This is a genomic window from Micromonospora sp. LOL_014 (assembly GCF_048060245.1).
In the GTDB taxonomy this organism is placed as follows: Bacteria; Actinomycetota; Actinomycetes; order Mycobacteriales; family Micromonosporaceae; genus Micromonospora_E.
On the sequence record NZ_JBHMIP010000056.1, the window covers coordinates 1 to 12,701 of the forward strand.

Here is a 12,701-nt window from a genome sequence, read left to right on the forward strand (position 1 = left end):
GCCCGCAACACCACCGCCCGGTCCCGCTCGGCCATGCCGCCCCAGGGTCCGCGCAACGCCGCGCGGGCCGCAGCGACGGCCGCGTCGACCGTCGCGGCGTCGGCCTCGGCGACCTCGAACACCGTCTCCCCGGTCACCGGCGACACCTTCGGGAACCGAATCCCGGCGTCGACGAACCGGCCGTCGACGAAGCTGCGCAGCAGGCCGGGGCCGTCGGCGGCGGGCCGGCCGGCGTACAGGTCGGGGTGCCACAGGGTCATGAGCGTCCCTTCCGGACGAGCCGGTGGACGGCGGCGCCGAGTGCCCCTACTGACAACGCCGCCGTCCCGGCCACCGCCGCCGCCAGCAGTTGGTGCTGGCGGCGGACCCGACGCCTGACCTCGGCGTACGGGATGGTGGTGAAGGAGACCATTTCGTACCGGGACACGTAGCGCCCCGGCAGTGCCCGTTCCAGGGCGTGTTCGACCTTGCGGAACGTCTGGAACGTCGGGGAGGCGACCTTGTCGCGCATCTCGACGAAGTTCGCCAGGGCCATCTGGGCGATCGCTTCGGCATTGTCCTGGCGGCGGGACTGGTACAGCGGCAGCGCCGCCGCCCAGTCGCCGCCGGTGTCGTCGAGGCAGCGGTCCAGCTCGACCACGTCCTCGAAGGCACAGTTGGCGCCCTGGCCGTAGAACGGCACGACCGCGTGGGCGGCGTCGCCGAGCAGCGCCACCCGGCCGCCGACCTGCCACGGGTCGCAGCGCACCGTGCCGAGCAGACCGACCGGGTTGTGCTGGTAGTCGTCGACCAGGTCCGGTGCCAATGGCGGCACGTCCGGGTAGTGGGTACGGAAGTGCCGTTCGATCGCCGCCGGGCTGCTCAGCGAGGCGAAACTCGACGTGCCGCCGGTCGGCCAGAACAGTGTGCAGGTGAACGACCGGTCCGGGTTCGGCAGGGCGATCATCATCGAGGTGCCGCGCGGCCAGATGTGCAGCGCACCGGGGTCGAGGGCGTAGTCGCCGCCGACCGCCGGGATGGTCAGCTCCTTGTAGCCGTAGTCGAGGAAGTCGAGGCTCTCGTCGACCAGGCCGTGGGCGAGCAGTTGGCCGCGTACCGCCGAACCGGCGCCGTCGGCGCCGAGCACGACCTGCGCCTGCGCGCGGACCGTGCCCTGCGGCGTGTCGAAGGTCAGCTCGCCGGTGTCCGGGTCGAGGCCGACGAGCCGGTGGTCGAAGACGGCGGTGACGCCGGGCGCGGCCTCGGCGGCATCGAGCAGGGCGTTGTTGAGCGCGCCCCGGCTGATCGAGTTGATCGCTCGCTGCCCGTCGGCGCTGTACGGCTGGAAGTCGAGGTCACCGTCGACCGGGTGGATCATCCGGCCGGGCATCGGCAGCGCGTCGGCGAGCACCTGGTCGGCCAGGCCGATGCGGCGCAGCGCGTCCAGGCCGCGTTCGGACAGCGCCAGGTTGATCGACCGCCCGCGTTCGGCGGTGCCGCGTCGCGGGTCGGGTCGGCGCTCGTAGAGGGTGACCGGCAGGCCGCGGCGGGCCAGGAAGCAGGCGAGCAGGCTGCCGGCCAGGCCGGCGCCGACCACCGCGACGGGTGCGCGTTCAGACATCGTCGCCGCCTTTCGCTGGGAGGGTCGCGGCGAGCGCCCGGACGGCCCGCCAGCAGTCGTGGTACGTCGAGTACAGCGGCACCGGGGCGAGCCGGACGATGTCCGGTTCGCGGGCGTCGGCGATCACCCCGTGTTCGTGGCGCAGCCGGGCGGTCAGTGCGTGTGCTCCGCCGCCGGTGGCACCCGACCCGCCACCGATGCGCAGCGACAGTTGGCAGCCGCGCCGGGCCGGATCCCGTGGGGTGACGACGCTGACCGGCCGGCCCGGCAGGGTTTCGTCGAGCAGCTGCTCCAGGTAGCCGGTGAGCCGTTCGCTGCGTTCGCGCAGCGCCGCCATGCCGACCTTGTCGAAGATCTGCAACGAGGTACGGACCGGACCCATGGCGAAGATCGGCGGGTTGGAGATCTGCCAGGCGTCGGCGCTGGCCGGTGGCCGCGACACCGGGGTCATCTCGAAGCGGGTGGCCGGCTCGGTGCTCCACCAGCCTTCGAAGCGGGCCAGCGTCGGATCGCCGTGGTGGCGTTCGTGCACGTACGCGCCAGCGAGGGCCCCCGGCCCGGAGTTGAGGTACTTGTAGGAGCACCAGGCGGCGAAGTCGACGCCCCAGTCGTGCAGCCGCAGCGGCACGTTGCCGGCGGCGTGGGCCAGGTCCCAGCCGACGATCGCCCCGGCGGCCCGGCCGGCGGCGGTGATGGTCGGGATGTCCAGCAGCTCGCCGGTGAGGTAGTTGACCCCGCCGAGCAGCACCAACGCCACCCGGTCGCCGTCGGTGCGCAGGTAGTCGACGACGTCGGCGGTGCGCAGCGTGTCCTCGCCGGGGCGCGGCCGCAGTCGGACCACCGTGCGGTCGGGGTCGAGGCCGTGGAAGGCGGCCTGGCTGCGCACCGCGTAGCTGTCCGACGGGAACGCCGAGTCCTCGATGACGATCCGGGTGCGTTCGCCGGCCGGCCGGTAGAACGACACCATCAGCAGGTGCAGGTTGACCGTCAGCGAGTTCATCACCACGGCCTCGCTGTGCAGGGCGCCGACCAGTCGCGCGGCGGCGTCGGTGAGCAGTTCGTGGTACGGCAGCCACGGCCGGCCGGCTTCCAGGTGACCTTCCACGCCGAGCCGGGCCCAGTCGTCGAGGTCGTCGAGCAGTTCGGCGCGGGTGGCCTTCGGTTGCAGGCCGAGGGAGTTGCCGGCGAAGTAGGCGACGTCGGGGTGGTCGCCGCCGGTGGCCGGCGGGATGTGGAACAGGTCGCGGTGCCCGGGGTCGGCGGCGTCACGGCGACGGGCGTCGTCCTCAGTGAACATGTGGCAGCCTCTCACATGCTGGTCCGGGCGGACCAGATCTCGGGGAACACCACCCGGGCCATGCTGCGCTGCAGCCAGGCCAGCCCGGCGGAGCCGCCGCTGCCGACCTTGGCGCCCATGGTGCGCTGCACCGCCTTGAGATGGGCGTACCGCCAGTCGCCGAACTGCTCGGCGACCTCGGTCAACGCCTCGCCGAGTTGCCGCAGATGGTTGTCCGGGGCGTTGACCCGGTAGACCTCCACCCAGGCGGCCTCGACCGCCGGGTGCGGTTCGTGTTCGGTGGCGACGTCGCGGGCCAGCAGGTCGGCCGGGATGTCGTGGCCGGCGCGGGCGAGCAGGGCGATCACGTCGTCCCACAGGCTCGGCGCGTGCAGGGCCTGCTCCAACTCGGCGTACACCTCGGGTTGGCGGCGGAACGGGCGGATCAGCGACGGGGTCCGGATGCCGAGGATGAACTCCAGTTGCCGGTACATCGCCGACTGGAAGCCGGAGCCCTCACCGAGCAGGTTGCGGAACCGGTTGAAGTCGGCCGGGGTCATCCAGCGCAGCGTCTGCCAGGAGGCGTTGAGGCCTTCCAGGTGCAGGGCGGCGCGGCGCAGCGGGGCCAGCGCCTCCCACACCCTGTCGGCGCGGATCAGCCGTTGGGCGTCGCGCAGCTCGTGGCGGGTCAGCCCGAAGTACAGCTCCATGATCTGGCTGACCATCAGGAACGACATCTCGCCGGGGTCGTCACTGAGGGTGCGCTGCAGGCTGTGCAGGGTGCTTGCGTGCACGTAGGCGTCGTACGGCACCCGGTCGCCGAACTCCAGGGTCGGCTCGCCGGCGTTGGCGGCGGCGCGGGCGTCGCGTTCGGCGGCGTCCACCGGCCGCACGGCCGGTGGGCTGGCCACGTCGGTGCTGTTCACGTCGGCTGCCCTCCCTTTGCTGTGTCGCCCATGATTGCCGACTTGCGGTCCGCGGCTGAATACCGGATCAACGGCGGTACGCGGCCACGACCTGCAGGTCCGTGGCTAGATTTGGGTGGTCGGTTAACGAAGGGAAAATGTCCGTGGACGAGATGGATTGGGCGCTGCTGCGTGAGTTGCAGGCCGATGCCCGACTTTCCTTCAGCGAGCTGTCCCGCCGGGTGCACCTGTCGCCGCCGGCGGTGGCCGAGCGGGTCCGCCGGCTGGAGGAGTCCGGGGTGGTCAGCGGCTACCACGCGCACGTCGACCTGACCCGGGCCGGCTGGACGGTGATCGCGCTGATCCGGATGTCCTGCTACGGGTCGCACTGCATCCTGCGCGACCCGCAGGTGCCGACCTGGCCGGAGATCCTGGAGATCCACCGGATCACCGGGGACGCCTGCTCGATGTTGAAGGTGGCCGCAGCGTCGATGGACGCCTTCGAGGACGTGATCGACCGGCTCGCCCCGTACGGTCAGCCGTCCAGCACGATGGTGCTTTCCACCCCGCTGGGCTGGCGTCCGGTCACCGCCGCCGACTGACCCTGCTTGTCAGTCGACTGGACGTCGACAGAGCCGCGATTCTGTCAATTTTCGCCGGATACTGCGGTATGGTTGCGGGGTCATGCGCTAGGGGGCAGGTGCTGTGCTGATCCGTTTCGAGGCGGCGAACTTCCGCTCGATCCTCGGACCGGTCGAGCTGTCGATGGTCGCCGTCGACCGGGACCGGCCTGGGGTGCAGCGGGTCGACAGCATCGACGAGAGCCTACTGCCGGTCGCCGCCATCTACGGTCCCAACGCCTCCGGCAAATCCAACGTGGTCGCAGCGCTCAGCTGGCTACGCGACGCGGTCGCCGACTCGCTGCGGTTCTGGGACGACGGGATCCCGGTCGAGCCGTTCGCGTTCGGCGACGGTCCGCGACGCCCGTCGGAATTCACCGTCGAGCTGATCCTCGGTGGGGTTCGCTTCGAGTACGTCGTCGAGCTCGACACCGACGCGATCCGCTACGAAGGGCTGTTCCACTATCCGGAGCGCAAGCGGCGTCGGATCTTCGAACGCGAAGGCGACGAGCTGACGCTGCAACGGGGCCTCGGCCACCTGTCGGGCACCCGTGAGCTGCTGACCGCCCGTACCCTCGCCTTGTCAGCTGCCCGGCGGTTCCGCGAACCCCTCGTCTCCGGCCCCGCCCACGCACTGTTGAACGTCCAGACACTGGGGCAAATGGCTCGGCGCCGCCCGTTCGTGAGGCGGGCGGCAAGCCTCTCGACCAGGTACTGGTTCGAGGAGACCGGCCCCGATCAGCTGCAACCCGCGTGGTTCGAGGACCTGCGTCCGGACCGGGCCCAGGCGTTGGCGCTGCTGCGGATGGCCGACCTCGGCATCGAGGACGTGCTGATCGATGACGGTGCAGCTGCTGATCAGGATTTGACACCGCCGGGCCGTCGACGACGGGTCCGGTTGGTGCATCGCACGGAAAGCGAAGCGGTCCCCTTGGATTTCGGTGCCGAGTCGGAGGGCACCCGTACCTGGTTTCAACTCATCGGCCCGGTGCTGACCGCGCTGAAAGCAGGTTCCCTGCTGCTGTTCGACGAGCTGGACGCAAGCCTGCACCCGACACTGTCCATGCAGCTCATCCGGCTATTCACCGACCCCGCGACGAACCCCTCGGGAGCACAGCTGATCTTCACGTCGCACGACACCAGCCTGCTCAATCACCTGAACCGGGACGAGGTCTGGCTGACCGAAAAGGCAGCTGACGGCGCGACCCGCCTCGGCGCGCTCGCCGAGTTCGCCGGCGAACGCGTACGCCGGTCGCAGAACCTCGAAAAGGCGTACCTGCACGGTCGGTTCGGCGCGCTACCCGACGTCGACCGCACCGAGATCCTCCGGGCACTCGGACTGATCGGCTGACCGGTGACACCCGAGCGATGCGAGGATCGGAGGCGAACGTGACGACTTCACCACCGCAGGGGCCCTGGGTGCCGCTGGACCGGGCCCGACAGCGGACCAGCATCAAGTGGCGGCTCTACCCGGCTGACGTGCTGCCGGTGTGGGTGGCGGAGATGGACGTCGACCCGGCCGGGCCGGTCGTCGAGGCGATCGACGCGGCGGTGCGTGCCGGCGATCTCGGGTACGCCACCGGTGCCGGTTACGCCGAGGCGGTCGCCGGGTTCGCGGCCGAACGATGGGGGTGGGACGGTCTGGACCCGGCGCGCACGGCGATCGTGCCGGACGTGATGCTCGGCGCGGTCGAGATGCTGAAGCTGGTGACCGGGCCGGGCGACACGGTGGTGATCAACCCGCCGGTGTACCCGCCGTTCTACGGGTTCCTGCGCAACCTGGACCGGCCGGTGCGGGAGGCCCCGCTCGGGTCGGACGGCCGGCTGGACCTCGACGCGCTGGCCGAGGCGTTCACCGCCGCCCGCGCGGGTGGCCGCCGGGCGGCGTACCTGCTGTGCAGTCCGCACAACCCGACCGGGACGGTGCACACCGCCGACGAGCTGGCCGCCGTCGCCGAGCTGGCCGGCCGGCACAACGTACGGGTGGTGGTCGACGAGATCCACGCCCCGATGACCGCGTCCGGCGTGACGTTCGTGCCGTACCTGTCGGTGCCCGGCGCCGCCGACGGCCTGACGCTGATCTCCGGCTCGAAGGGCTGGAACCTGGCCGGGTTGAAGGCCGCCCTCGCGGTCGCCGGGCCCGCCGCCGCAGCCGACCTGGCCCGGCTGCCGGAGGAGGTCGGGCACGGGGTCAACCATCTCGGGGTGATCGCGCACACGGCGGCGTTCCGCGACGGCGGCGACTGGCTGGACACCGTACGGTCGGCGGTCGACGCGAACCGGCGGCTGCTGGCCGACCTGCTCGCGGCGCAACTGCCGCAGGTGCGGTACGCGCCCGGTGAGGCGACCTTCCTGGCCTGGTTGGACTGCCGGGCGTTGGGGCTCGGCGACGACCCGGCGGCGGTGTTCCGCGGCCGGGGGCGGGTGGCGCTGAGCGGCGGGCTGGACTTCGGCGCGGGCGGGGTCGGACACGCCCGGTTCAACCTGGCCGCCGCGCCGGAGACGATCACCGAGGCGGTACGCCGGATGGCTGCCGCCCTCGACTGACCGTCGCCAGGTCCGCCGGCTCGTTTGCCCTGACACCGACGTCAACGTTTAGCGTGACGGTGGGTCCGAGGCTGGCCGGGGAGGTCACATGTTGATCGGTGAGCTGGCGCGGCAGGCCGGGACAAGCGCCCGGACGCTGCGCTACTACGAGGCGCAGGGGCTGGTACGGCCCCGGCGGTGCGCCAACGGCTACCGCGACTCGATCTCGGTGCTGCGGCGCAAGCTGGCCGAGGTCGATGTCGGACTGGCACGGTTGGCAGGTACCCGGGAACAGCTGCGGTGCCAGCTCGACCGGGCGGGGGCGGATCGGCGGCGGCGGCGAGGTTCGCGGTCAGTTACAGCACCCCGCTGCACGGCACCGACCCGGACCGGCTCATCGGGTACGCCCAGCACGCCGAGGCATGCGGGTTCGAAGGCTTGTACGTGCCGGAACACGTGGTGCTGTATCCAGGTGCGACGGTCGGCGCGGTCGAGATGCCGCCGTCGCTGCCGTACGCGGACCCGTTGGACCTGCTGACCGTCGGACTGGGCGGCCTGCCCGGTGAGGCGACGGCGGTAGGGGTCGACTTCCGTTCCCGTGGCCGACGTGCCGATGAGGCGATCGACGTGCTACGGCTGCTGTGGGGCGGTGACGCCGACGGTGTGTCGTTTCACGGCGAGTTCTTCGACTTCGAACGGGTGTGCAGCTTCCCGAAGCCGCACGGTGCCACCGCGTTGCCGATTCACGTGGGTGGTTCGAGCCGGGCGGCGGCCCGGCGGGTGGGGCTACGTGGCGACGGCTACTTTCCCGGCGGGCTGTTGACCCCGGACGAGCGGGCGGCACAGTGGAAGCTTGCCCGGTCGGTCGCGACGGGGGCCGGCCGTGACCCTGACGCGCTGGAGTACACCCGGTGGGGGTCGACTGAGCTTTCGGCGCAACGGGTCGAGTCGTACGCGGCGCAGGGGGTGACCCGGATCGTGGTCGGCAGCGGCGCCGACACCCTGGCCGAGCAGCGGGACGACCTGTCCGGTTTCGCCGACCGGTTCGGTCTACGACCGCCGATGGGGTGATCAGCGGCTCAGTCGACAGTAGGGTTTCCGACGCTTCGATTGAATACCGGCTATCTACGGCGCATGCTCACTTCCACTTTGGAGACGCCGGCCGCTCCGGCCGGATCGTCTCCACCATCGAAGGAGGCGCCACCATGCTGAGCCGTGCCCGAAAGCTCCGTCCCGCCCTCGCGTTGCCCGTCGCGGCGACGCTGCTGATCACCATCGCCGCCGTGCCCGCCGCCGCCAACGCCGCCGGTACGACCGGCGACACATCCGCCGCCGACGACCGGCAGTACGTCGCGCTGGGCGACTCGTACTCGTCCGGGGTGGGCGCCCCGCCGTACACCGACGGCGACTGCAAGCAGAGCGCCCACTCGTACGCCGCCCAGTACGCCCGGAACAACCCGCGCCTGTCGTTCGGCTTCTCGGCCTGCAGCGGCGCCACCACCGACGACGTGATCGCGCACCAGCTCGGCTTCCTCGGGCCGGACACGACGCTGGTGACCATCACCGTCGGCGGCGACAACCTCGGCTTCACCACAACCTTGGAGACCTGCATCACGGCGCTGCACGACAGCACCTGCAAGGACGCCATCGACAAGGCCCTCGCGTACATCGCGACGACGTTGCCGGGCAAGCTGAAGCAGGTGTACGGAGACGTCCTCGCCGCCGCCCCGAACGCCAAGCTGATCGTCCTCGGCTACCCGCAGCTGTTGGCCCCGACGTTCTGCTTCGAAGCACCGCTGGACGCGAACCGACGGGGGTGGATCAACCACGCGGCGGTGAAGCTCAACGAGGCCATCGGGAACACGGCGAAGACGTACGGCGCGTTCGCCCCAGTCGACGCCCTGTTCGACAAGCACCGGGTCTGCGACGACGACCCGTGGCTCAACGGCATCACCGCCATCGAGGACGCGTTCCACCCGAACCTTGCCGGCTACACCGACGGCTACCTCAAGACGCTCACCGGCGCCCGCCCCGCAGCCGCCACCTACTGACCCGGACCGACCCGCCTCACCATCGCGAGCGCCGGCATGGCGGACAGCGACCCGGCCGGGCGGTGCCTCCAGTCGGCGTCCAATCGCGATCCAACGATAGTTGGGAAGCTGATCGAACCCGCGATCTGCGGGAAGACGTGAGTCCCGACCAACCGTTCAGCAACAGTGGATGGTGGTCTGGGCTGCCGTCGGCCAGAAGGGGAGATTGATGAGACGCGTCCTGCTCCGCCGAACCGTCGCCGCTGTCGCCGCAGTCGTGGTCACCCTGCCACTGGGTGCGCGACCCGTCCAGGCGTTCGACTTCACCGCGATCATCGGTGCCGCGAAGGCCGCTTACGAGCTGTACAAGGAATACAAGGACGGCGACTCGCTGGAGGAGGCCACCACCAAGATCATCAAGACGATCAACGACGCGAAGACCGAGATCCTGTCCCAGGTCGACCGGCTGGCGACGGCCCAGGCGAAGTCCTGCGCCCGCAGCGCGATCATCGACTTCAACGACATCAAGACCTTCAACCAGACCACCGTGCAGGCGTACGCCCGGGACACCACCGCCTGCGTGACACTCATCGACAGCCTGCTCGAGGTCGTCACCGACAAGGCCTCCGCAGACCAGCTCGGCTTCACCCTCAACACGGTCGCCCGCTGGCGCTGACCGCCCGCGCCCACGCCGGATTCAGCACCTCGTCCCTGCTCGGTCTGGCGGTCGACGGCAACGACACCGTGCTCAGCACGCTCAAACCGACCTGCATCACCTCGCTGATCGGCAACAACGGCATCCCGCAGTCCGGCGCGGTCTACACCTGGCAGACCAGGTGCACCGCCTACGACGGCAAGGTCGCCACGACCAGCAAGCGAATGGCGTACCCACCGACGGCCAACCCGTTCGACATCCCCGGCACCACCGCGCTGGTGATGCGCCACACCAGCCACGCCGAGGCGACCGTGGTGCTGCCGATCCTGCGGGCCACCCCCGCCTGAGTCGTCGCACCCGCTCCTGGACAGCCGACCCGTCGTTGCGCCCCCATCAAGCGGTCTTCAGCAGCCGCACCGACACACCGGTGCCGGTGTGGAACGGCTCGGCGGTGTAGCCGTCGAGCCCGGTGACGGTGACCGATCCGAAGGTGCCGACGAGCTTGTTGGCCCGCAGCACCGGCACCGACACGTTCGCCGCCGGCGGCCGCTCCGGGTCCAGGGCCAGCACCAGGGCGGCCCGACCGTTGAGCGTCGTCGTCACGTCGACCACCAGTGCCGGCTCGCCGCCGTCGGTCAGGTTCACCGCCAGGGTCGCCTGACCGGACTGGGCGTACTCGCCGCGTACCCGGACCTGCCCGGCGGTGCGGTCCAGCCGCAACGTGCCGCCGCGCAGCTCGACCGGGCCGTCGCCCAACGCCCGCTCCGACGCCGCCACCAGGGTGCCGTCGACCAGCCGGGTGCCGCCGGTGTAGCTGTTCGCGCCGGTCAGGGTCAACACGCCGGTGCCGAGCTTGACAAGCATGCCCTCGCCGTCGATGTCGTTGCGCCAGGCGTCGGCGGCGTGGAAGCCACCGGCGGCGGCGTCCATCGTGACCCGTACGGTGCGCCGCAGCGACCCGTAGCCGTCGGCGGCGGCGAACAGGTTCAGCCGACCCCACTGCTCCGGGCCGTCCAGCAGCGGGTAGCCGCCCGGCAGCCCGGTGCTGCGCAGTACCTCGCGTCGCTGGTCGGCGTCGAGGTAGGGCAGCCGAGTCTCCAGCAGCGTCTCGGCGCCCTTCGGCACGGTGAACGGGGTGTCCTTGCGCGCCTGCGGCAACATGTACGTCAGCCGGGGCGTCACCTTCGCCAGGTTCGCCGCCCGGTCGGCGTACAGGTCGGTGTCCGGCCCGGCCGAGTGGGCGTACGCGTACAGCGTGTCGGCGCTCGTGCCGGTGGCGGCCTGCAGATACTCTGCGGCCTGGCGCCGGGCGTCGGCCTTGAGCTGCCCGTACGCCGGATCGGCGAGCACGGCGGCGGCCAGCGCGGTGGCCAGGATCCGGCCACCGATCACGTCCACCGGCGAGTGCATGCCGGCGACGATCCGGCTGTCCGCAACGTCACTGGCCCGAGCCAGCAGCTCCTGGAACCGCTCCGGTACGGCGTACGCGAACGCCAGCGCCGCCAGGTAGGCGGCGTTGGCGTGCCCGCTGGGGAACCCGCCGTCGTCGGCCGGGTTGTCGGCCCGCTGGCGCAGCAGCTGCGGCACCACGGCGGTGTTCGCCGCGTACACCGGCACACCCAGTACCGGAATGCCGCCGGTCTCGACGACCTTGCTGTCGTCGGTGAGCCGCCACGGGCGCGGATACTGGTAGGTAAACTTGCTCGGGTTGCTGGAGGCGTGCGGGCCACGGATCGTGTTGACCAGTTGCACCACCGTGCCCAGCGCCGACGAGTTGGAGCCGGCGCCGAGCGCCGAGCCGGCCGGCGCGTCCGGCGGCAGCGCGGCGCTGACCCGACCGGCCGGCACCCCGTCGGGGGCTGCGGTGATGCCGGTGACCGCGAGTGAACCGGCCAGGTACGGCTGTGTCAGCGGGCCGAGGCCGCTGATCGCGCTGTAGCTCTGGTGCTGCCGGTCGAAGATGTACGCCTGCTTCGCCTCGGCGTCGGTCCGCTCCTCGCCGACCTTCGCCACGTAGCGGATGTTGGCCCGCAGCACCTCGGCACTGCGCGGTACGCCGTTGTCCCAGTTGCTGCCGGTGGTCCACAGCTGCTCGAAGCCGGCGAGGATCCGGACCGCCGCGTTGGTCTGCGGGGTCCGGTTGGCGGTGGTGTTGGTGAGGTAGTCGTCGACGAACGGCAGCCCGGGGTAGCTGGGTGCCGGCGGCACGTTGCCGGCCGCCGCTGCCGTGGTCGCGGTGGCGGGGGCGGCGGCGGCCGGGGCGGCGGTGAGCAGGCTGCCGGCCACCGGTAGGGCGGCGAGGGCGGCCGAGCCGCGCAGGAAGACGCGGCGGTCTATCGCATGGTGCTGTGCAGTCATGGCTGCTGACCCTGGCCAACGCCGATGAACGGGTCGGGGCCGGTCAGCGAACGCCCGGTGGACTCAACCGATCATCAACTGCGGACGTGACGTGTCTCCCACAGGTATGCCGACCGCCGGTGACCTGGTGTCATGCCCCGACGCCGATCGGCTACCTCACCGGGTTGGCCGGCGATGGCGGGACGGTGGTCAGCTCGCCGCACTTGGGGCACCATCGGCTCTTGACCCGGAACGAGAACAGCCCAGCAAGGTAGCCGAGCACTGTGGCGCTGGTCAACGCACAGATGTCCATGATCGTCTTTCTTCTCTCGGGGGGAATAGAGCGTCTTTCTCGAACGGAATGGAATGGGGTCGGGCCGGGTGGTTGCCGCCACCGGCCCGACCCCGGCTCTCACCGCCACCACCCCGATGAACCGCGAGTACAGATAGCCGCTCCGGTAGTCGGGCAGGTCCGCCATCGCGTCCAGCAGGCACGCCGCCAGGTAGACCGACAGCGACACCACCGCGCCCCCGCGTACTCGGCTAGCAGTTCCCGCCGCTGTGTCTCGCACGGCCGCGAAAGGCCGCAGCCAGCGCAGATCCAGCTCGGCCGGACAGGACGGTGCGAAGTCACCGGGTCTCTCCCGGCCAGTGACCCCGGTTGATCGGTATCCGGTGCCGTGCCCGGCATGGCAGCACCGACCCGCACCGGCAGATCCGCCGCCACCTGGACCAGGACCACACCGGCCGAT

The 12,701-nt window shown here is 71.0% G+C and carries 13 protein-coding genes and 1 pseudogene; 8 read left to right on the plus strand and 6 right to left on the minus strand.

Going from position 1 to position 12,701, the window contains the following annotated elements:
* The 4 genes from ACFHW1_RS27985 to ACFHW1_RS28000 form a co-directional block, all read right to left on the minus strand.
* Positions 1-260: aldehyde dehydrogenase family protein (locus tag ACFHW1_RS27985; protein ID WP_416616567.1), on the minus strand; the 260-nt coding region annotated here is incomplete at its 3' end.
* Complete coding sequence (locus ACFHW1_RS27990) at positions 257-1,600, minus strand: FAD-dependent oxidoreductase (protein WP_416568268.1); 1,344 nt, start codon at positions 1,598-1,600, stop codon at positions 257-259. The genes ACFHW1_RS27985 and ACFHW1_RS27990, both read right to left, overlap by 4 nt.
* Entirely contained in the window at positions 1,593-2,897 is a 1,305-nt protein-coding gene (kynU, locus tag ACFHW1_RS27995) for a kynureninase (RefSeq protein ID WP_416557440.1), read from the minus strand. Before kynU ends, ACFHW1_RS27990 begins: the two co-directional genes overlap by 8 nt.
* Before the next feature lie 11 nt (positions 2,898-2,908).
* On the minus strand, positions 2,909-3,802 hold the full coding sequence (locus tag ACFHW1_RS28000; protein WP_416557439.1) for a tryptophan 2,3-dioxygenase: 894 nt from the start codon (positions 3,800-3,802) through the stop codon (positions 2,909-2,911).
* 143 nt (positions 3,803-3,945) lie between these two features.
* Between ACFHW1_RS28000 and ACFHW1_RS28005 the strand changes: the two genes are divergently transcribed.
* From ACFHW1_RS28005 to ACFHW1_RS28040, 8 genes and pseudogenes are all read left to right on the plus strand, one after another.
* Complete coding sequence (locus tag ACFHW1_RS28005) at positions 3,946-4,383, plus strand: Lrp/AsnC family transcriptional regulator (RefSeq protein ID WP_123600997.1); 438 nt, start codon at positions 3,946-3,948, stop codon at positions 4,381-4,383.
* Positions 4,384-4,486: 103 nt separating this feature from the next.
* Positions 4,487-5,752 carry an AAA family ATPase gene (locus tag ACFHW1_RS28010; RefSeq protein ID WP_416616569.1) on the plus strand — a complete coding sequence of 422 codons (1,266 nt, stop codon included), beginning with the start codon at positions 4,487-4,489 and terminating at the stop codon, positions 5,750-5,752.
* A gap of 17 nt (positions 5,753-5,769) precedes the next feature.
* Positions 5,770-6,948: a MalY/PatB family protein gene (locus ACFHW1_RS28015; RefSeq protein WP_416616571.1), complete on the plus strand. Its 1,179-nt coding sequence runs from the start codon at positions 5,770-5,772 to the stop codon at positions 6,946-6,948.
* A gap of 88 nt (positions 6,949-7,036) precedes the next feature.
* A pseudogene (locus tag ACFHW1_RS28020) lies at positions 7,037-7,132 on the plus strand (MerR family DNA-binding transcriptional regulator); the annotation flags it as partial.
* A 95-nt stretch (positions 7,133-7,227) separates the two neighbouring features.
* Positions 7,228-7,998 (plus strand): LLM class flavin-dependent oxidoreductase, encoded by a 771-nt coding sequence (locus ACFHW1_RS28025; RefSeq protein ID WP_416616572.1) that lies wholly within the window; start codon positions 7,228-7,230, stop codon positions 7,996-7,998.
* Positions 7,999-8,132: 134 nt separating this feature from the next.
* Positions 8,133-8,978: an SGNH/GDSL hydrolase family protein gene (locus ACFHW1_RS28030; protein WP_416616573.1), complete on the plus strand. Its 846-nt coding sequence runs from the start codon at positions 8,133-8,135 to the stop codon at positions 8,976-8,978.
* 208 nt (positions 8,979-9,186) lie between these two features.
* On the plus strand, positions 9,187-9,633 hold the full coding sequence (locus tag ACFHW1_RS28035; protein WP_416616575.1) for a hypothetical protein: 447 nt from the start codon (positions 9,187-9,189) through the stop codon (positions 9,631-9,633).
* A gap of 68 nt (positions 9,634-9,701) precedes the next feature.
* A complete protein-coding gene (locus ACFHW1_RS28040) occupies positions 9,702-9,959 on the plus strand; it encodes a hypothetical protein (RefSeq protein ID WP_416616576.1) in 258 nt (85 codons plus the stop codon).
* 46 nt (positions 9,960-10,005) lie between these two features.
* Here ACFHW1_RS28040 and ACFHW1_RS28045 read toward each other — a convergent pair whose 3' ends face one another.
* Positions 10,006-11,970, minus strand: coding sequence for a phosphatase PAP2 family protein (locus ACFHW1_RS28045; RefSeq protein ID WP_416616578.1), 1,965 nt, complete (start codon positions 11,968-11,970; stop codon positions 10,006-10,008).
* 151 nt (positions 11,971-12,121) lie between these two features.
* Complete coding sequence (locus ACFHW1_RS28050; RefSeq protein WP_416616579.1) at positions 12,122-12,262, minus strand: hypothetical protein; 141 nt, start codon at positions 12,260-12,262, stop codon at positions 12,122-12,124.
* Positions 12,263-12,701: the final 439 nt, after the last annotated feature.

What these genes read in the sequence shown, in the direction of transcription:
- ACFHW1_RS28030 (WP_416616573.1), top strand. Translation starts at nt 8,133, where the DNA reads ATGCTGAGCCGTGCCCGAAAGCTCCGTCCCGCCCTCGCGTTGCCCGTC.
- ACFHW1_RS27990 (WP_416568268.1), bottom strand. Translation starts at nt 1,600, where the DNA reads ATGTCTGAACGCGCACCCGTCGCGGTGGTCGGCGCCGGCCTGGCCGGC.
- ACFHW1_RS28045 (WP_416616578.1), bottom strand. Translation starts at nt 11,970, where the DNA reads ATGACTGCACAGCACCATGCGATAGACCGCCGCGTCTTCCTGCGCGGC.
- ACFHW1_RS28015 (WP_416616571.1), top strand. Translation starts at nt 5,770, where the DNA reads ATGCGAGGATCGGAGGCGAACGTGACGACTTCACCACCGCAGGGGCCC.
- ACFHW1_RS28035 (WP_416616575.1), top strand. Translation starts at nt 9,187, where the DNA reads ATGAGACGCGTCCTGCTCCGCCGAACCGTCGCCGCTGTCGCCGCAGTC.
- kynU (WP_416557440.1), bottom strand. Translation starts at nt 2,897, where the DNA reads ATGTTCACTGAGGACGACGCCCGTCGCCGTGACGCCGCCGACCCCGGG.
- ACFHW1_RS28050 (WP_416616579.1), bottom strand. Translation starts at nt 12,262, where the DNA reads ATGGACATCTGTGCGTTGACCAGCGCCACAGTGCTCGGCTACCTTGCT.